Here is a 19,855-nt window from a genome sequence, read left to right on the forward strand (position 1 = left end):
GCAGCCATGACTGAGAAAACCTTCCTGGTGGAGATCGGCACCGAAGAGCTGCCACCAAAAGCCCTGCGCAGCCTGGCTGAAGCCTTTGCCGCGCAGGTCACTGCGGAACTTGATGCCGCCAATCTGAACCACGGCGACGTCAGCTGGTTTGCCGCACCGCGCCGTCTGGCGCTGAAAGTGGCGAACCTGAGCGCCTCACAACCCGATCGGGAAGTGGAAAAGCGCGGCCCGGCGGTCAGCGCAGCGTTTGACGCCGACGGTAACGCCACCAAAGCCGCAGAAGGCTGGGCACGCGGTAACGGCATCACCGTTGATCAGGCTGAACGTCTGAGCACCGACAAAGGCGAGTGGCTGGTCTATCGCGCTCAGGTTAAGGGCGAAGCGGCTCAGGCTCTGCTGCCGGCGATGATCGCCACCGCGCTGAGCAAACTGCCGGTGCCAAAACTGATGCGCTGGGGCGACAGCGACGTGCAGTTCGTCCGTCCGGTTCACACCGTGACGCTGCTGCTGGGCGATGAGCTGATCCCCGCTACCATTCTGGGCGTGGACTCTGCGCGCACCATTCGCGGCCATCGCTTCATGGGCGAGCATGACATTACTCTCGACAACGCCGATCAGTATCCGGACGTGCTGGAGAAACGCGGCAAGGTGATCGCCGACTACCAGACCCGTAAAGCGATGATCAAGGCCGATGCCGAAGCCGCCGCCCGTCGTCTGGGCGGTAATGCCGATCTCAGTGATAGCCTGCTGGAAGAAGTGACCTCGCTGGTGGAGTGGCCAGTGGTGCTGACCGCCACCTTTGAAGAGAAATTCCTCAAGGTGCCGGCTGAAGCGCTGGTCTACACCATGAAAGGCGATCAGAAATATTTCCCGGTATATGACGATAACGGCAACCTGCTGCCGAACTTCATTTTCGTCACCAATATCGAATCCAGCGATCCGCGCCAGATTATCTCGGGTAACGAGAAAGTGGTGCGTCCGCGTCTGGCCGATGCGGAATTCTTTTTCAATACCGACCGCAAAAAACGTCTGGAAGATCATCTGCCGCGCCTGGAAACAGTGCTGTTCCAGAAAGAACTGGGCACGCTGCGTGACAAAACCAATCGCATCCAGGCGCTGGCCGGCTGGATTGCCGGTCAGATTGGCGCCGATGTCAACCATGCGACCCGCGCGGGCCTGCTGTCGAAGTGTGACCTGATGACCAATATGGTGTTCGAGTTCACCGACACGCAGGGCGTGATGGGGATGCACTATGCGCGTCACGATGGCGAAGCTGAAGATGTGGCCGTCGCGCTGAATGAGCAGTATCAGCCGCGCTTCGCCGGTGACGATTTGCCGTCCAGTCCGGTCGCCTGTGCGCTGGCGATCGCCGACAAAATGGATACGCTGGCCGGCATTTTTGGCATTGGTCAGCATCCAAAAGGCGACAAAGATCCGTTTGCTCTGCGTCGTGCCGCACTCGGTGTGTTGCGCATCATCGTCGAGAAGAATCTGCCGCTTGATCTGCAAACCCTGACTGAAGAAGCCGTGCGTCTGTATGGCAGCAAGCTGAGCAACGCCAGCGTAGTGGATGATGTGATCGACTTTATGCTGGGTCGCTTCCGCGCCTGGTATCAGGAAGAAGGCCACAGCATTGATACGCTGCAGGCGGTGCTGGCGCGTCGTCCGACCCGTCCGGCTGACTTTGATGCACGCATGAAAGCGGTATCGCACTTCCGTACGCTGAATGAAGCCGCTGCGCTGGCCGCCGCCAACAAGCGCGTCTCTAACATTCTGGCAAAATCGACCGAAACGCTGAATGACAGCGTGCAGGCATCACTGCTGAAAGAGAATGAAGAGATCCAGCTGGCGACGTTTGTCACTGCGCTGAGCAGCAAGCTGCAGCCGTACTTCGCGGAAGGACGCTATCAGGATGCGCTGATCGAACTGGCGCAGCTGCGTGAAGCCGTTGATAACTTCTTCGATAAAGTGATGGTTAACGCCGACGATCAGGCGGTGCGGGTTAACCGCCTGACGCTGCTGTCAAAACTGCGTGAGCTGTTCCTGCAGGTGGCGGATATCTCGCTGCTGCAGTAATGCTATTTGTTGTGCGGAAAAGGGACGAGCTATCGTCCCTTTTTTTATGGGATTTTTTGGCCTGATGTTTTCAACTCATACCTGAGTGTGACCGCTATAGCGGCCATTTTTTAGGGTGCAAATGAATACGCTAAAGTTCTCAAACTGCCACTGCCGGTCATCAAAAATCGGCTGTGTTGATGTGCCAACTGATAAATATTTCATATATATCAAATAGTTACTTGTTGATTTTTTCCTGGAATACCCTGAAATTTTTTCAAAATCCGGAGGTTAAGAAACCGCCCGAAAAATAGCCAACCCTCTTGTTTTTCCCCTTTCCTGATGGATAATTCGCCAAAATTTACATCCGGTTACAGTTAGTGAAATGGAATTTTCATGAAAAGAATTTGTTTATTGCTCTGGCATCCGCCAGTGCGTCTGCTCGCCATGGTGGCAGGCGCGTTGCTCTGCTCTGCTTTCCCGATGATGGCAGCGCTGCCAGCCGATAACCTCCGTGAAGAAGGCCAGGCGATTGAAACCTGGCAACAGTTGCGTCAGCAGATGCGTGAAAATAATCCTAAAAGGTGTTTAGATGAATGTCTCAAATATGGATATGCAGCAAAAACTTGAACTTTCTATCACTAAGGCTGCAAAAATTCTGCCTGGTGATGTCGGTCAACAGTTGTTGGTAATGCTGACCCCTCAGGCATTGGCCACAATGGCTGCAATAACTGGTTTATGGGCTGGTGCACACTTTTTTGGTATTGGTGAGTTAGCTGACCTCATTCTGATTGTGGCGGGTTGGGCTGCCGTAGGTGGTGTGGCTGTCGAGGCTTCAAAAAAACTCTACGAATTCGGTAAGACCACATACAAAGCCAGGACCGAAAGTGATCTTGATGATGCGGCTGCCTGTTTAGCGGCAGCCATTACCATGATTGGCGTAGATACTGTGATGGCGATTTTACTGAAAAAGAACCCTCGCGACGCCTTCAGGCATTCATACAGAAATATACGTATGCCTAAATACAGCGCATCAGTGGGCCGCGCAATGAATGGCCCCCGAAACACTTCTTCATCCTGGCGGTATCGCCCAAAAATCCGCTTTACTGATAAGCAAAATGCCGGGTTAGGTTCAACTAATTTATGGGGTGACATTACTATTGGCAGAGCCTACGACCGTACAGTAAAAACAGTGGAACAAGCGGCTGAGGATGTTCTGGCGGCCATATATCATGAGCGGGTACATTCCTCCATTGCGCCAAAGTTTTATCTGCTTCGAGAGCTTAGAGCCTTTATGCATATTAGCTCCTACAACAGGTCATATATTTTACGGTATCTGGAAGAAGCATTTGCCGAGATGGTTGGGCTAATGAGAGCGAAAGGAATGTCACCACGTTATGTTATTAATGGTTTCAAATTCCCGTTAACCAATAACTATGAGATTACCTTTACCGCACTTCGACATGAAGCAGCTGGCGTACTTCTTGGGCCGGTTGTTGTAGGCGGTGCTATGTACAATGTCTATTATGGAATTCAGCAATGATAAGCTTAGAAGACGCTAAGGACGCCGCTCGTGACTACGCATCCCGGCATAAAATGGGATGGAGTGAGAAATTTACTTTCATTCAAACGGCTTTTTATGATGGTGTTGAATGCTATATCGTTGAGACTTCTAGCGAAGATGTAGAAAACAAGTCATGGATGGAGATTGAGACCTCTACTCCCGTGAATATTTACGTCGATATGAAAACCGGAAAATGTTTTGGGCATCAGTTTGGTAATAGGGGTTTTAACAAGGGTATTTAATATCCTCAATCATTGACCAGCTAATACCGTGTGGCCTGGCCTTTGCCGTAGACGGCGTTGCCCGTCATGACGGCGACACAGAACTTGCGGCGGGCGGCCAGATTACGCAGTCCAGCCTCAACTCCCCATCTCAGCCAGGTCGACCGCTGTTACCGGCAGAGCTGGCGCTGACGGCGCTGCAACAGCTGGAGAAAGTCGCCACCACCCTGCCCGATAACGGCCTGTTCAGTCAGCAAACCGCAGCGGGCAGCCCATTCCTGGTGGTGACTGACGAGCGCTTTACCAGCCAGAGCAAATTTATCAGCAGCGACTATCTGCTTGAACGGGTGGGCTATGACCCGACACAGGTGCATAAACGCCTGGGCGACGGTTTTTATGAGCAGCGTCTGGTACGCGAGCAGGTCCTGAAACTGACCGGCAGGCCTTCCGTTAACGGCTGGGATGCGATGACGCAGTATCAGGAGCTAATGAACAACGGCTCTAAAGTGGCGCAGGATTTCCATCTGGTGCCGGGCTTGGCGTTGACGCCGCAGCAGATTGCGGCGCTGCAACAGGATATCGTCTGGCTGGTCAGCGAAACGGTTGATACGGAAGACGGCCCTCAGACGGTGTGGGTGCCGAAAGTTTATCTGGCACAGACCACGCTGCGCCTGACTGGCGCGGGCGCGGTGATTGGCGGCGGTAATCTGCAGCTCTCGGCAGACAGCGTGACCAATGCCGGTAACCTGTTTGCGGATAAGGCGCTGTCGGTCGACAGCGGTCAGTTCCTGCACCAGGGAGGCGACATCAAGGCGGGTAGCATTGATGTGAAAGCGGATACGCTGACGATCAGCACCGATCTGCAGAATGCCCTGCGTCAGGCGACGATGAGCGCTGATGATATCAGCCTCAGCGGCACTGATATCCGGCTACAGGGCGCGAAGCTGGATGCCACCGATAATCTCAGCCTGAGCGCGCGCAACAACCTTGCGATCGGTGCCGCGAAAAGCAGTCACAGCGGCAGCCTGAACGTGATCTCCGGGGCGATAGGTAACCGCACCAGCAGCGGCATGGAAGAAGCGGGCAGGCGCATGGCGCAGGTCAGCGGCGAGTGGCAGCAGGCGCAGGGCAGCGAGCTTAACGCCGGTGGCAATCTTCTGCTCTCGGCCGGGCGTGACCTGACGCTGACCGGTAGCCAGGCCAGCGCCTCCGGCTCTGCCCGGGTTCAGGCTGGCGGCGACATTCACATCGGCGCTGAAACCACCACCAATACCACCCATCTTGAAGCTGGCAGCCGGACTTCATCGGTCAGCAACAGCCGTCAGGAAGATCGCCTGGTGCTCAGCACCCTGAGCGGTGACCAGGGTGTGACGCTGGTGGCGGGTAATAACCTGCTGGCCGAGGGCGCGCAGGTTGACAGTGCCGAGGGCCGCATTGGCGTCAGCGCGCAGAACGTTACCATTAAGGACGCGCGTACCCGCACGCAGGACCTGGACAGCGAGAACAGGCGGCTGGGTAATACCCGCAGTCATCGTGACGAGGAGACGATTCGCGAGGGCAGCATGGGAAGCACCTTCGGCGGAGAACAGGGCGTAACGGTCATCGGGCGTGAGGGTGACGTGACGGTCACCGGCAGCACGCTGCACAGCGGACAGGGTGCTGTTGCGCTGCAGGCGAAAAAGGATGTCATCCTCAACCACACGACAGACAGCGAGCACCGCGTCTCAGAAGAAAAAAGTCGCGGCCGGAAAACTAAGGGTGAACGCTCAGAGGAAATGCTGAGTGAGAACGTGGTGGGGAGCACGCTCAGTGGACGTGATGGCGTCACGGTGGTAGCGCAGGACGGCAACATCACCGCCACGGCCAGCACTCTGCACAGTGAGCTGGGGGCCGTTGCACTGCAGGCGAAACAGGATGTGACCCTCAATACCGCCACCGAACGGGCGTTGGACTTTAGTGAAGAACGTTCTGAGAGAAAAGGCTTCCTGAAAAAGAGCAGCAGCCACACTATTACGCAGGACGGCAGCACGCGCGAGAACGGCAGCCTGCTGAGCGGCGAAAGCGTCACGGTCATCGCCGGACGCGACCTGACGGTGACCGGCTCGGCGGTGGCTGCCGACCAGGACGTCAGTCTGCGGGCCGGGCGCGACGTGGAGATCGGCGCGGCAACCGAGACCGACAGCCACTACCAGCTGAAAGAAAAGAAAAAAAGCGGGCTGATGAGCAGCGGCGGCATCGGCTTCACCGTCGGCAAGCAGTCCACGCGGCACGAAATTGATGAGAAAGGCACCACCCAGAGCCAGAGCGTCAGCACCATCGGCAGTAGCCAGGGCAGCGTGGACATCACGGCGGGCAACCGGCTGCACGTCGGCGGCGCAGACCTGGTGGCGGGTAAAGACATGAACCTGACGGGCGACAGCGTAACTATCGACCCGGGCTTTGATTCACGCAGCCGTAAGGAAACCTTCGAGCAGAAACAGAGCGGTCTGAGCATCGCCCTGTCAGGCACGGCAGGCAGCGCGCTCAACACGGCGGTGAGCAGCGCGCAGCAGGCCAGGAAGTCGGGTGACGGGCGGGTCAGCGCGCTGCAGAACACCCAGGCGGCGCTGAACGGGGTGCAGGCGGCGCAGGCGGCTCAGATGGACGGGCTGAACACTGCCGCCGCGGACGCGCACAATGCAGCCGGCGACCTGAAGCCCGGGCAGGACGGCTATCAGGCGGGATCGACCAACACCATCGGCGTCAGCGCCTCGTACGGCAGCCAGTCGTCGAAAAGCGAAGCGCGTACTGAGAGCAGTCAGTCGCAGGGCAGTACGCTGACGGCGGGCCGGAATCTGACCGTCACGGCAACCGGCAAAAACGGTACGGCGCAGAGCGGCAACATCAGCATCGCCGGCAGCCAGCTGAAGGCGGGCGGCGACCTGAGCCTGGATGCGTCACGGGACATCCTGCTGCAGTCGGCGCAGAACACGCAGAGCACCGATGGGAAAAACAGCAGCAAGGGCGGCAGCGTCGGTGTCGGCATCGGCGTGGGGTCAGGCGGCTACGGCATCAGCGTGTCGGCGAGCGTCAGCGCGGCGAAGGGCAGCGAAAAAGGCAACGGGCTGACGCACAGCGAGACCACGCTGGACGCGGGCAACCGGCTCAGCCTGACCAGCGGGCGCGACATCACGCTTCTGGGCGCGCAGGCCAGCGGTGAGAGCGTGAAGGTGGACGCGGGCCGCAACCTGACGCTGACCTCAGAGCAGGACAGCGACCGCTACGACAGCAGACAGCAGAGCGCCAGCGCGGGCGGCAGCTTCACCTTCGGCTCAATGACCGGGTCGGCGAACGTGAACGTGAGCCGGGATAAGATGCACAGTACCTGGCAGAGCGTGGCGGAGCAGACGGGGATTTTTGCCGGGAAGGGCGGCTTTGACGTGACGGTGGGTGAGCATACGCAGCTGAACGGCGCGGTTATCAGCTCAACGGCCTCCGCCGATAAGAACCGGCTCGACACCGGCACGCTGGGCTTCGGCAATATTGAGAACCACGCGGAATATGAGGTGGAGCACCAGAGCGCCGGGATAAGCACGGGCGGCAGCGTGGGCGGTCAGTTCGCCGGGAACATGGCGAACGGGATGCTGGCGGGGCTGAACGACAGCGGCAGCGCAGACTCTGTGACGAAGGCGGCGGTGAGCGAAGGCACCATCGTTATCCGCGATAAGGAGAAACAGGCGCAGGACGTTGCCGGTTTAAGCCGCGACGTGGAAAATGCGAATCCGGGTCTGGACGTTATCTTTGACAAGGAGAAGGAGCAGAACCGGCTGAAGGCGGCGCAGCTGATAGGTGAAATCGGCAGCCAGGCGGGCGATATTGCGCGGACGCAGGGTGAGATCATCGCAACCCGGGAGGCGAACGAGAAGATGTCCGGCGCCACGCAGACCGACCGCGACAGGGCGCTGGCTGAGCTTAAATTGAAGGATCCGACGAAGCAGTACAGCGCAAGCGACGTCAGTAAACAGGTTTACAGCAACTTCTACAGGCAGGCGTTCGCGGAGAGCGGGTTCGGCACCGGCGGTAAGGTGCAGCAGGCCATCAGTGCGGTAACGGCGGCGGTGCAGGGCCTGTCGGGCGGGAACGTGGCGCAGGCGTTGAGCGGCGCGGCAAGTCCGTATCTTGCTGAGCAGATACATAAGCTGACGGAAGGCAACCCGGAAGCGCAGGCGATGGCCCACGCGGTTGTCGGGGCGGTAGCGTCTTACGCATCCGGGAACAATGCGCTGGCGGGAGCAGCCGGCGGCGTCAGCGGCGAACTGATGGCCGGGCTGGTGATGAAGCAGTTGTATCCGGGTAAAACGGTCGGCGATCTGTCGGAAACGGAGAAGCAGACGATGAGTGCGCTGGGAACGCTGGCGGCGGGTCTGGCTGGCGGCGTTGCCGGAGACAGCACGGCGGACGCGGTGGCGGGTGCGCAGGCAGGTAAAAACGCGGTTGAGAATAATTTTCTTGGTGACACATCTTCGGACAAGCTCAAAATAGCTGTTGAAAAAATTAAGAATGGTGATAAGTCACTGGCTGCAGCTAATGAGCTTATTCAGTTGGAAAATGCCGACAAACGCAGCGATGACCTGATGTTAAAATTCACCAAAGACCCGTCACAGATGACCAGCACAGAGCGTGCTGAGCTGTCCGGTTACCTTCGAGTTTATGCCTCGGAGATGGAGAAGAATTACGGTTCCGCCGTCTCGCTGGAACTTGTTAAAGGATTGCTGTCAGGGCAGGACTACATTAAACGCGCTCCTGACTCTGAAGCGATGTTAAAAGCGCAGACGATAATGAATACCTGGGGTTATCACAAATCAAATGCCAGCATAGGAGATTTACCACTGACATTTAGTGGTTCGATACTGGGCAGCACAATTAAAGAAACTATTGCAATCAATGCAGCCATAGGAACCACCGTTAATTCAATGTCTCAGCGTGGTGGGAAAGATCTGTTCAGTTATGTGGATGCGATTATGGCGGGAGTCACAGCAGCTGCGACAACAGGAAAAGGTATCGGAATATCGGCTGTAATAAATATGGGCGGTGCAGCCATTGGTAGTGGGATTAAGGGAGAAAACCCAGTAAATTCGGTAATTGGTGCAGGAATAGGCTCTGTCGCAGGGAGTAAATCGGATAAGTACATTACTGGCGGATTATCTACAGCAGCCAAAGAAGGTACTGCTGAAGTAATTGGTGCTATTGGTGGCTCAGCAGCAAGTGAAATAGTCGGTGGCATTACAAAAGATACTCTTGATAAAGTGGAACAAAAAAATGAAGAAAAATAAAATATGCAAACTCGTAACGCTCGCTTATCGCTGTTCTTTTGTTTTTTTTTGTATTTGCTTCGTAGCGAACTTTATTGGTTCAATGCTGATTTATTTCAAAGTTGGTTCCTTTTTGTTTGACTGGAAGGAAATTATCTTCATTTCCGTAAAAAAAGGTTTAGTTATTGGCTTAACTCTTGGAGTTGGTCTCTGGATAAAAGCCAGAGTACAAGAGCATAAGGACAAAAAAGGGTTACCTAAATAACTAAAGATCCCGGCCACCGAGCCGGGATCTTTTTGCCTGTCACTTAACAGGCTGGATCACCAGTTGCCCCCGCTCCACGGCCACGGTGACCGGCGTATCGGTCCCAAACCCTGCCTCCTCCAGCCAGTTGCCTTTGAGATGCAGGCTGGGCGTGCGGCTGTAGTACGTGGTCATACCGGTCGAACGTTTTTCGTGACGGATGCTGGTATATCCCACCTTCAGCTGCCGTAACGCTTTGGAAACACACACTTCTGGCTTACTATCATGCTCAGCCATATCAACTACTCCTGTTAGTTGCTTGTGGTCAGCGGCTGAAACGGGCGCCAACCCGTTTCAGCCGCGCTAAAAAATCTCTCGTTACCTTCTCCTTTTCCTGTTTAATCCTGTTCAAATATACACCTCCTTCAATGTAAACTCGCTGAAGGTTATTTAATAAACAGCGAGGAATTTCTGAAAAACGGATTATTTTTCCGGTCGATAATAATTATCTCCGAGAGTATTCATTCTGGCGATATCTTCGGAAGTAATATGTGGAAATAATCGTTTAAAGTGGAGTGTTCTATTTAATTTTCTCTATGATTAAATTAGTTATCTCAATTAACAGTTAGGTTTTATAGGTGAAGTTATTATATTTGTTAACCTAAGTTGTCATATCATAACGCATGATGCAGCAAGGTTAATGGGGTCAAAAGTGGTTGGGTGTTTTTAGCAAAAATCCAATCAGGCATGTTAAATGAATGATAATCTTTCAGGGCGATTAAATGTTCTTATATAGTGCGCGTTTCAGGGTGTTGTATAATTGCTCCCTTATTAAAAGATTGATATAAATAAACGACTGTTGGCTTGTGATATTTTGTATCAAATAAATCATCTGCTCAGGAAGCAGCAAGGGTGCAATGAATAAGGATGTAAGAATCACAGTGTCACAGGGGTCATTCAAAAAAATACGCGAATGGAATCGAAGAAGGAACTACTTTCTCAAAGAGGTGAAACTCGAGGCGAAAATCTCTATTGCAAAGCTTCTCTGGGATAAACGAAATAAAGTGTGCTTTGAACCTGATTCCGTGAAAAGAATACTGCTTGTTCGCAATGAAGGTAAAGTAGGGGATATCATTGTTTCGACTCCACTCATCCGGTCTCTTCACCAGGCTGGCTATATAGTTGATTTACTGGTAACAGAAGCCTGTTACGGTGTGATGCAATACAGCCCTTTTATCAGACATATTTATAAGGCAGCAGATTGCAGTTACAAAAATTATCTGAAGTCTTTAAATCACACCGTTTCAAAGTCAACCATGAGCTTGCTAAATAAAAATAAATACGATCTGATTATCGATCCTTGTTTATCTGAAACGCCAGTGCATCGGCTGAAGCTTTTTCGGGATATCAATGCCAGATTCGTTATTGGGCTAAATAAGAAATCTGACATCAGGCATTATACCGTTTCAGTTTCCTACAAAAATGAAAAGCAGCATGTTACAGAGTTACTTTCTTTGATCAGTAAGTGTATTGGCATTGAAGCGACAGGCAATGTCACTTATAGCCTGCATTTTCCTGATGTTGTGCTTGATGAGGTGAGGCACTTTCTTAGTCCCTGGAAAAAAATTATTATTAATGCGTTTGCAGGCACGCCGGAAAGGAACTTCTCGCAACAGCAATTGCTGAAGATTATTAAAATGATTAATGATAACAACAGAGAGGTAAAAGTCATCATTCTCGACCATCGCAACGAAATGGTGGTGCCGCTTCCTGATAATGTTGTGAAAAATCCCTTTTATACATTGCATCATGTGATGGCATTGGTTAAAGAGTCAGACGCAGTTATAACGCCAGATACATCAATTGTACATATCGCTGCTGCGTGGAAGAAACCCCTTATCGCTGTTTATAAAAATTCACCTAATAATAATATGTGGGCACCAGGCTATGAAAAAGCAAGCCACATAATTGTTCATGATGATAAAACATCTGATGTTGAGAATATCCCTGAACGTATTCTTAACGAGCTAATCCGCAGGAATTTATTGGGCAAGCGTGAGGTGAACATTCAGGAATCTGTATCAGTGATCGTGTTGAGGGAACCAGTCAGTGCGCAGAGTTATCTTGCTCACGACCTGTGTATCGCCTCTTCTGACCAGCACTACTGCGGACTGGTTAATAAAGCGTAATCCTGCCAGACACCATTGTCCCTCTTAATGAAGTCTGGCTCAGATCACCATTACGTCGCAGGCGGCGTTGTCCGCGCAAAACTCTCACGCTGAAACAGCGTTTCCGCCAGTTTCACCAGTGCCGGCCGCTCCACGCACCAGTTTGGTACCACCCGCCGGAAATTGAGGTAACCGATCATGCAGCCGGTGGCGATATCGGCCAGGTTGAGCTGGCCGTTATTGAGCCATTTGCCCTCGGCGGCAAGGGTCTCCAGCATATCGAGGCTGCGCTGGATTTTTTCCCGGTTACGCAGCAACACCTCTTCTGACTGCTGATTGCCTGGCCGCATCTGCTCACGCACAATTACCAGCGCGGCGTCGCTGACGCCATCCGCCAGTTTCTCCAGCTGGCGGATGTGCAGCGACTGATGAGGATCGGCAGGCAGCAGGGCGGGCGCATCGCCGCGCAGCTCCAGAAACTCTGCAATGATGCTGGAATCGAACCAGATCTGCTGATCGTCAGCCACCAGCGCCGGGACTTTTCCCAGCGGATTGTAGTGCGGAACGTGACTGTCATCGCTGTAGGGCGATGCGTTAACGAACTCAAAGATAATGCCTTTTTCCAGCATGATGACCGAAATCTTACGCACAAACGGGCTGGTATAGCTGCCAATCAGTTTCATCGGGTTTCTCCAGGTTAGCTACGATTCGCCAGGAAACATAAACGGGTTAAGGCTGCTGCGGGCAAAGCCTTCCTGCTCCATCCGGGCATCCAGCACCAGCGACGCCAGATCGTCGGCGACCGGTTCGATAGCCGGGTTCTTTTCCTGATACAGCATCTTCAGATAGGTGCCGCAGTCGCCGCAACTCTCCGCTTTCACCGCCGCGTGCTCACTGTCGAGCGACCAGTAGTGCAGATCGCGGGTCTGTTCGCACTGGGTACATTTACTGCGCACCACGTACCACTCGCTCTCGCACAGGTTGCAATGCAGATAACGTGCGCCATCATGGCTACCCATATGTACCACACTGGCGACCGGCATACTGGCGCAGACCGGACAAAACTGACGCTGGTCGCCCATTTCGGCGCGCGCTTTGCCCGGGATCATCGCGGCCATCTGCGCCCAGTAAAGGGCCAGCGCCGCCCAGATAAACGGTGCCTTGTCGCTGCTGACCTGTGCATATTCGCCGGCGAACAGCGCGCTGGCCAGCGTCTCCAGCTCGGTCGCCGAGGCTTTCTCCAGGTTTTCCAGCACTGCCAGCGCCTGGCCACTCATTTCTGGCTTCAGCTCAGCGATCAGTGAGTGCAGCAATCGGTGCCAGTGGGTATCGCGCGGCAGCGTATGGATATTCAGCGGCGGCTTGCCTTCACTGGCACTCTGGACCAGCCGCGCCTGCAGATCCATATGCAGCGGATGGTCATACAGTACAATTTCCTGCGCTTCGGCAATCACTGCGGCAAAACGCAGATAGTCACCCAGTGGATTTTTAGCCGCCAGGTCGCGCAGTCGCGCAGCACGGCGGCTGTACAGGTTTTTCAGCCGTGGAAAAAGTAACGGCGGAATCATCTCCGCCGTCGTTTTTTCGCTCTTCTCCAGCTGATCTTGCGGGATAATGCGAATACTCATCAGGGGCGTTTTTCCTGTTTAAGAGGCTGATTACGCTGCTCACGGTACCAGCGCGGATGATGCTGTCTGGCCCAGTCGGAACTGACCCAACCCTCTACCATCGCCGTCAGGGTGCCTTTGATCCACAGCGCGGCATAAACATGCACCATGATCATCAGGATCAGCGCCGTGGCGGAAACCGAATGCACCACCAGTGCCAGTCTAATCAGCGGAATAGTGAATGCACCGGCGAAGTAAGGTCGCCAGATCACAATGCCACTGACCAGCAGCAGTACTAAGCAGATGATAGCAGCCCAGAACACACACTTCTGACCAAAGTTATATTTACCGGTATCACCGACCTCTTCATTCAGGGCAATACGGTGAATATTTCTGGCCCAGTAGAGATCGTCGCGATTGACCAGATTATGCCGCCAGTAGCGCAAAAACATCAGCATAAAGGCGGCAAACATCACCACCCCCACAAACGGATGCAGAATACGCGCCAGCTGTGGCGTGCCCAATATCAGCATCAGCCAGTTGAAGGAGGGAAAGAAAAAGCCTAACCCGCTCAGCGAAGCCAGCACAAAGCATAAGGCGACAATCCAGTGATTAATGCGTTCTGCCGGGCGATAACGCACCAGGCGATCGGAAGTTTTCATAATTTGCGCTCCTCCGCGCGATCGTCGTCGTCATCATTGTGGTGTTCGGCGACCCGGTTCGGGCCCACGCCGACATAGTGGAACAGCGAGGCGGCGAAGGTGGCGGCAAAACCGACGGCGGCCACCGGTTTCCAGATACCTTTCCAGAAGGTAACGGTCGGGCTGATATGCGGATCGGCCGGTAAACCGTGATAGCGCTGCGGCTGACTGGCGTCATGCAGGACATACATCACATGGGTGCCGCCAACGCCTGCCGGGTTATACACCCCGGCCTGGGCGTAACCGCGCGCCTTAAGTTCAGCAACGCGTTCGGCGGCCAGCGTCAGCATGTCGCTTTTGCTGCCGAAATGAATGGCACCGGTCGGGCAGGTTTTAACGCACGCCGGCTCCTGGCCGACGCTGACGCGATCCACGCACAGGGTGCATTTGTAGACGCGGTTATCCTCTTTATTCAGTCGGGGCACGTTGAACGGGCAACCGGCGATACAGTAGCCGCAGCCAATACACTGCTCTGACTGGAAATCGACGATGCCGTTGGCGTACTGAATAATGGCCCCCGCCGATGGACAGGCTTTCAGGCAGCCGGGATCGGCGCAGTGCATGCAGCCATCTTTGCGAATCAGCCACGCCAGCTTGCCGTTCTCTTCCACTTCGGAGAAGCGCATCACCGTCCAGGCTTTGGCGCTTAAGTCGGTGGGGTTGTCATAAATCCCCACGTTATGCCCGACCTCGGCGCGGATGTCGTTCCACTCTGAGCAGGCCACCTGACAGCCTTTACAGCCGATGCAGGTGGTGACGTCGATTAATTTTGCGACCTGGCGCTGATGATCGCGCGCCTGCGGTGGCGGGGTGAGTCCGTTGGTCGCTGAGCGACGAATAATATCTTGTGATTGGTAAGCCATCGTCATCCACCGTTACGCTTTTTCCACGTTCACTAAAAATCCCTTGTATTCCGGGGTCTGTGAGTTGGCATCGCCAACTGAAGGGGTCAGCGTATTGGCGAGAAAGCCTTTGCGCGTCGTGCCTTCGAAGCCCCAGTGACAGGGAATGCCCACGGTATCGACCGGCTTGCCGTCGATCATCAGACGTGGCAGACGGCGCGTCACCACCGCTTTGGCTTTGATATAGCCGCGACGTGACGTCACCCTGACGCTGTCCCCGGCGCGTATTCCTTTCTCTGCGGCCAGTTCGGAGCCGATCTCGACAAACTGCTCCGGCTGCGCAATGGCGTTCAGCAGGGCGTGTTTGGTCCAGTGGCGGAACAGTTCAGTAATCGAGTAGGTGGTCGCCACGCAGGGATAGTCAGCGGCCTCGCCCAGACTGGCCGCATCGTTGCGGAACAACCGCACCACCGGACTGTGACGCTGCTGCGGATGCAGCGGATTGTCAGCCAGCGGGCTTTCCATCGGCTCGTAGTGTTCCGGGAACGGGCCATCAGCCAGTTTGTCGAGCGCAAACAGATGACCGAGACCATCGGGCTGCATGATAAACGGCCCGGCCTGCTGCTGCGGCGGCAGGGTCAGCGGATAGTCCGGTACATCAATGCCGTGCCAGCGTGCGCCATCCCACTCGATCAGGCGGCGCTGCGGGTCCCAGGCTTTGCCATCGGCATCAGCAGAGGCGCGGTTGTAGAGGATGCGCCGGTTAGCGGGCCAGGCCCAGGCCCAGCCGGAGATGGCTCCCAGGCCGGAAGGATCGGCGTTATCGCGCCGCGCCATCTGATTGCCCTGTGAAGTCCAGCTGCCCGCGTAGATCCAACAGGCACTGGCGGTGGTGCCATCATTACGCAGCTCCGAAAAGCCGTTAAGCTGCTGGCCTTTTTTCAGCAGCAGCGTGCCGCTGTCATCATAAATGTCAGCCAGCGCCCGGCCATTACTCTCCTGCGCCACCTCTTCCGGCGACGGGTTAGCGGGATCGTGGTAATCCCAGCGCATCGCCATCAGCGGCTCTGGGGCGGTGCCGCCTTCCTGGCGATAAAGATCGCGCAGACGCAAAAACAGATTGCCGAGAATTTTGCCGTCGTGCAGTGCTTCAGCCGGCGGCTCGGCGGCGGCCCAGTGCCACTGCAGCCAGCGCGAGGAGTTCGCTACCGAACCTGCTTCCTCAGCGAAACAGGAGGAGGGCAGACGGAACACCTCGGTCTGGATATTGGCCGGATCGACGTTATTAAACTCATCATGATGCTGCCAGAAGCTGGCGGTTTCGGTACTGAGCGGGTCGATCACCACCATATATTTCAGACGCGACAGGGCGCGACAGGCTTTATTTTTATCCGGGAAGGCGGCCAGCAGGTTGAAGCCCTGAATCAGGCAGCCGTTCAGTTCGCCCTGCTCCATCATCTCCGCCTGCGCCATGCAGTCGTAGCTTTTGTCCCACTTCGGCAGCCAGTGGTAACCCCATTGATTCTCCGCGGTGGCGTTATCGCCATAAAAACTCTTCATCATGCTGACGAAAAATTTGTCACTGTTCTGCCAGTAATTAACCTGGCCCGGCAGCGGGGCCGCAGGCGTCGCCTGCTGCAGATAGCTCGCCAGGGTGGGCATTTTCTCTGACGGCAGCGGCAGATAGCCCGGCAGGCTTTGTGCCAGCAGGCCAAGATCGGTAAAGCCCTGCACGTTGGAGTGGCCGCGCAGCGCATTGATGCCGCCACCGGGCATACCAATATTGCCGAGCAGCAGCTGGATCATGGCGGCGGTGCGGATAATCTGCGAACCGTTGGTGTGATGGGTCCAGCCGAGCGCATACAGGATGGTGGTGGTGCGATCGGGCACGCAGGTGGCGGCCAGTTGCTGGCATATGCTGAGGAAGCTCTCCTGCGGTGTGCCGCACAGGCGCGCCACCATTTCCGGCGTGTAACGGCTGGCGTGCTCCCTGAGCAGGTTGAGCACGCAGCGCGGATGGCTGAAGCTCTCATCGCGTTGCGCATGGCCGTTTTCATCGAGCGCATAGCGCCAGCTCTGACGATCGTAGTGGCGCGATGCGGCATCGTAGCCGCTGAACAGGCCGTCGCTGAAGCGGTAGCCCTCATCAACAATCAGCGCGGCATTGGTGAAGGCGCGTACATACTGATGCTGAATGTGGTCATGTTGCAGCAGATAGTTAATCACCCCCATCAGGAACACCACGTCGCTGCCGGCGCGTAGCGGGGCGTAGAGATCGGCGACCGCGGCAGAGCGGTTAAAACGTGGGTCGACCACAATCACCTGAGCCTGGTTGTGAATTTTGGCTTCAATCACCCATTTAAACCCGACCGGATGCGCCTCGGCCGGATTGCCGCCCATGATCAGCACCACATTGGCGTTTTTGATGTCGTTCCAGTGATTGGTCATTGCGCCGCGCCCAAAGCTCGGAGCCAGTGCGGCAACGGTGGGGCCGTGACAGAGCCGCGCCTGATTCTCCAGCGCCACGATGCCGAGCGCACGCGCAAATTTTTGGTCGAGCAGGCCGGTCTCGTTGCTGGCGGCGGATGAACAGAGCATCGCGGTGGTTGGCCAGCGGTTAACCGTGAGTCCGTCGGCGTTGCTGGTCTGGAAATGGGCGTCGCGATCCTGCTTCATCAGCCGGGCGATGCGCTCAAACGCCTCCTGCCAGCTGATGCGCTGCCATTTATCGCTGCCTGGCGCGCGGTATTCCGGGTATTTCAGCCGCTGCTCACTGTGGATAAAGTCGAGCACGCCGGCCCCTTTTGGACAGAGTGAGCCGCGACTGACCGGATGATCGGGATCGCCTTCGATATGGTAAATCGAGGCGCTGGCATTTTTCGCACCGTCACCCAGGCTGTAGATCAGCATGCCGCAGCCGACCGAGCAGTAGGTGCAGTTATTGCGCGTTTCTCTGGCGCGGATCAGCTTATATTCTCTGACGCTGGCGAGGGCGTTTACCGGGGCAAACCCTAATAGTGCTGCGCTGGTGCCAGCCAGACCGCCGGCACAGATTTTGAAAAAACTCCGTCTGCTTACTTGCATTGATTATTCTTCTTTATTAACTCCATTGCGAATCAATGCAAAATAGCAGCCCTCCCTGTATGTAAATTGACCCGGGTCAACAGGTTAGTCATTAGTAATCCATTTTTTACACAGTGTTAAAATTTCGCTGAAAAAAAAGTCCCGTTACTCCCTCTTTATGAGTAGGGGCAACAACGATCGCGGCCGGAGGCTGGCCGCGTTTAAAGCATGAGGAAGAATCATTCTCATTCTGCCGCCAGCGGGCGCGGCGGGCGCAATCTGCGTCAGCAGAATCGCATCAATTGCCCCGTGGTTTATTTGCGCTGTCCCATGCCAGAGGGCAAAATTAGCTGCTGCCGGGCTGTTTTTGAACGACAGCGCGGTCAGTCCTCTTTCATTATTTGTTAACAACAGGTCGTACTCTTTGAACGTTATTCCGCACGCTTCCGACGAAGATTTAACAATTCAGCCCGGCATCAGCGAGGCCCAGGTGTGGCAGCGCGCAGATCTTGCGGTGGCGCAGCCTGACTGGCTGGCGGAAGAGGTCCCGGTGGCGCTGGTCTATAACGGCATTTCTCACGTGGTGATGATGACGACGCCAAAAGATCTGGAGGCGTTTGCGCTGGGTTTCTCGCTGTCGGAGGGGATTATCGACGCGCCGGAAGATATTTTCGGGATGGATGTGGTGCCGGGTTGTAACGGTATTGAAGTGCAGATTGAACTCTCCAGCCGCCGCTTTATGGCGCTGAAAGCGCAGCGTCGTGCGATGGCCGGTCGCACCGGCTGCGGCGTCTGTGGCGTTGAACAGTTGGATCAGATCGGCAAACCGCTGTCGCCCTTACCGTTTACCCAGACCTTTGCTCTCGCACAGCTGGATCGGGCGTTGGGCCAGCTGAAAGATTACCAGCCGGTCGGGCAGAAAACCGGTTGTACCCACGCCGCTGCATGGATCCAGCCGGATGGCCAGCTGGCGGGCGGCTGTGAAGATGTCGGCCGTCATGTGGCGCTGGATAAGCTGCTGGGCTACCGCAGCCAGGCAGACTGGGGCGATGGCGCGGTACTGGTATCCAGTCGCGCCAGCTATGAAATGGTGCAGAAATCGGCGATGTGCGGCGTCGAGATTCTGTTTGCGGTTTCGGCGGCGACGCGGCTGGCGGTTGAGGTTGCTGAGCGATGCAACCTGACGCTGGTCGGCTTCAGCAAGCCGGGACGCGCGACCGTTTACAGCCATCCGCAGCGCCTGATTTAAACCACTATTACCTGCGGCAGCGCCTGCTGTAAGGCGGCCAGCGCAGAAGAAATCTCACCGCCGCCATCGGTAATCAGCGTGGTAATCACCTGCGGCGCAGCGTACACCGTGCGGCTGACCACGCCCAGCTTGCTGTGGTCTGCCAGTAAAACGGTGGTGGCGGACTGCTGCACCATCGCCCGGGCAATCGCCGCTTCGTGCGGATGAAAACTGGTGGCACCGCGACTGGCGTCAATGCCGACCGGCGACAGCAGCGCAACATCGGCGCGATAACGGACGATCTCTCCGACGGTAATTTCGCCGCGCGTCTGCTGCGCGCCGGCTGACAGTGTTCCGCCCAGTAAAATAATCTCGTTACCCAGCACGTCATGCTCCTCGCCGGCGCTGAGTGCCAGCGCAGCCTGCAGACTGTTGGTGAGGATGGTCAGACCGGAGAGTGCGCGCAGCTCCCCGGCTAACAGGGTGGTGGTGCTGCCTGCATCAATAAACAGCGTCTGTCCCGGCTGCAATAACTGCGCGGCTGCCCGGGCGATGGCGCGTTTTTCTCTGGCCTGTGCGGCACGGCGTACCGTCAGCGGCGGCTCCGGCGGCGTCTCAATGGCTACCAGACCACCGTGGACACGGCGTGCCTGCCCCAGTGCTTCCAGCTCAATAATGTCGCGGCGCGCGGTTTCGCGTGACACCCCCAGTTCCCTGATGATGCGATCGGTGCTGACCTGATTTAAGGTGGTCAGCAGGGCACGAATGCGCTGAAGACGCGTTTCCTGCAGCATGGTCGGTTCCTTATAGGCGCAGTGCGAAAGTCGGCTGAATCAGTGACTAAGCTTACCTGAGCGCCCGGATGCCGTCA

15 protein-coding genes are annotated in these 19,855 nt (G+C 55.8%); 8 read left to right on the plus strand and 7 right to left on the minus strand.

Features of this window, described 5'->3' with window-relative positions; genetic code table 11:
* Positions 1–6: 6 nt before the first annotated feature.
* From glyS to FHW04_RS10265, 6 genes are all read left to right on the plus strand, one after another.
* Positions 7–2,076 carry a glycine--tRNA ligase subunit beta gene (gene glyS / locus FHW04_RS10240; protein WP_089561619.1) on the plus strand — a complete coding sequence of 690 codons (2,070 nt, stop codon included), beginning with the start codon at positions 7–9 and terminating at the stop codon, positions 2,074–2,076.
* A gap of 375 nt (positions 2,077–2,451) precedes the next feature.
* Positions 2,452–2,685 (plus strand): hypothetical protein, encoded by a 234-nt coding sequence (locus FHW04_RS10245; RefSeq protein WP_094106097.1) that lies wholly within the window; start codon positions 2,452–2,454, stop codon positions 2,683–2,685.
* Positions 2,648–3,598, plus strand: a complete 951-nt coding sequence (locus FHW04_RS10250) for a hypothetical protein (protein ID WP_089561617.1) — start codon at positions 2,648–2,650, stop codon at positions 3,596–3,598. Before FHW04_RS10245 ends, FHW04_RS10250 begins: the two co-directional genes overlap by 38 nt.
* Positions 3,595–3,861, plus strand: a complete 267-nt coding sequence (locus FHW04_RS10255; protein WP_031593498.1) for a hypothetical protein — start codon at positions 3,595–3,597, stop codon at positions 3,859–3,861. Before FHW04_RS10250 ends, FHW04_RS10255 begins: the two co-directional genes overlap by 4 nt.
* 260 nt (positions 3,862–4,121) lie before the next feature.
* The gene (locus tag FHW04_RS10260) at positions 4,122–9,152 is read left to right on the plus strand and encodes a hemagglutinin repeat-containing protein (protein WP_286882143.1); all 5,031 of its coding nucleotides are present in this window, start codon (positions 4,122–4,124) and stop codon (positions 9,150–9,152) included.
* On the plus strand, positions 9,139–9,396 hold the full coding sequence (locus FHW04_RS10265) for a hypothetical protein (RefSeq protein ID WP_094106098.1): 258 nt from the start codon (positions 9,139–9,141) through the stop codon (positions 9,394–9,396). The genes FHW04_RS10260 and FHW04_RS10265 overlap by 14 nt, the downstream gene beginning before the upstream one ends.
* 39 nt (positions 9,397–9,435) lie before the next feature.
* Here FHW04_RS10265 and FHW04_RS10270 read toward each other — a convergent pair whose 3' ends face one another.
* Positions 9,436–9,672 (minus strand): SymE family type I addiction module toxin, encoded by a 237-nt coding sequence (locus FHW04_RS10270; protein WP_089561615.1) that lies wholly within the window; start codon positions 9,670–9,672, stop codon positions 9,436–9,438.
* Positions 9,673–10,292: 620 nt separating this feature from the next.
* Here FHW04_RS10270 and FHW04_RS10275 point away from each other — a divergent pair.
* The gene (locus FHW04_RS10275) at positions 10,293–11,564 is read left to right on the plus strand and encodes a glycosyltransferase family 9 protein (RefSeq protein ID WP_089561614.1); all 1,272 of its coding nucleotides are present in this window, start codon (positions 10,293–10,295) and stop codon (positions 11,562–11,564) included.
* Positions 11,565–11,614: 50 nt separating this feature from the next.
* Here FHW04_RS10275 and FHW04_RS10280 read toward each other — a convergent pair whose 3' ends face one another.
* From FHW04_RS10280 to fdnG, 5 genes are read right to left on the minus strand one after another with little or no spacing between them, the layout of a single operon-like run.
* Positions 11,615–12,226 (minus strand): glutathione S-transferase, encoded by a 612-nt coding sequence (locus tag FHW04_RS10280; RefSeq protein ID WP_031375579.1) that lies wholly within the window; start codon positions 12,224–12,226, stop codon positions 11,615–11,617.
* Positions 12,227–12,244: 18 nt separating this feature from the next.
* Entirely contained in the window at positions 12,245–13,171 is a 927-nt protein-coding gene (fdhE, locus tag FHW04_RS10285) for a formate dehydrogenase accessory protein FdhE (RefSeq protein WP_031375578.1), read from the minus strand.
* A complete protein-coding gene (fdoI, locus tag FHW04_RS10290; RefSeq protein WP_089561613.1) occupies positions 13,171–13,812 on the minus strand; it encodes a formate dehydrogenase cytochrome b556 subunit in 642 nt (213 codons plus the stop codon). The genes fdhE and fdoI overlap by 1 nt, the downstream gene beginning before the upstream one ends.
* Positions 13,809–14,714, minus strand: a complete 906-nt coding sequence (fdxH, locus tag FHW04_RS10295; protein ID WP_089561657.1) for a formate dehydrogenase subunit beta — start codon at positions 14,712–14,714, stop codon at positions 13,809–13,811. Before fdxH ends, fdoI begins: the two co-directional genes overlap by 4 nt.
* Before the next feature lie 12 nt (positions 14,715–14,726).
* Positions 14,727–17,777, minus strand: coding sequence for a formate dehydrogenase-N subunit alpha (fdnG, locus tag FHW04_RS10300; RefSeq protein ID WP_089561612.1), 3,051 nt, complete (start codon positions 17,775–17,777; stop codon positions 14,727–14,729).
* Positions 17,778–18,180: 403 nt separating this feature from the next.
* Between fdnG and fdhD the strand changes: the two genes are divergently transcribed.
* Positions 18,181–19,005, plus strand: a complete 825-nt coding sequence (fdhD, locus tag FHW04_RS10305) for a formate dehydrogenase accessory sulfurtransferase FdhD (RefSeq protein WP_181956013.1) — start codon at positions 18,181–18,183, stop codon at positions 19,003–19,005.
* Here the strand turns inward: fdhD and FHW04_RS10310 are convergent.
* A complete protein-coding gene (locus tag FHW04_RS10310) occupies positions 19,002–19,778 on the minus strand; it encodes a DeoR/GlpR family DNA-binding transcription regulator (protein ID WP_089561611.1) in 777 nt (258 codons plus the stop codon). The genes fdhD and FHW04_RS10310 overlap by 4 nt on opposite strands.
* Positions 19,779–19,855: the final 77 nt, after the last annotated feature.

Origin of the sequence: Pantoea sp. AN62, from assembly GCF_050432985.1 — a bacterium.
Lineage (GTDB): Bacteria > Pseudomonadota > Gammaproteobacteria > Enterobacterales > Enterobacteriaceae > Pantoea > Pantoea brenneri.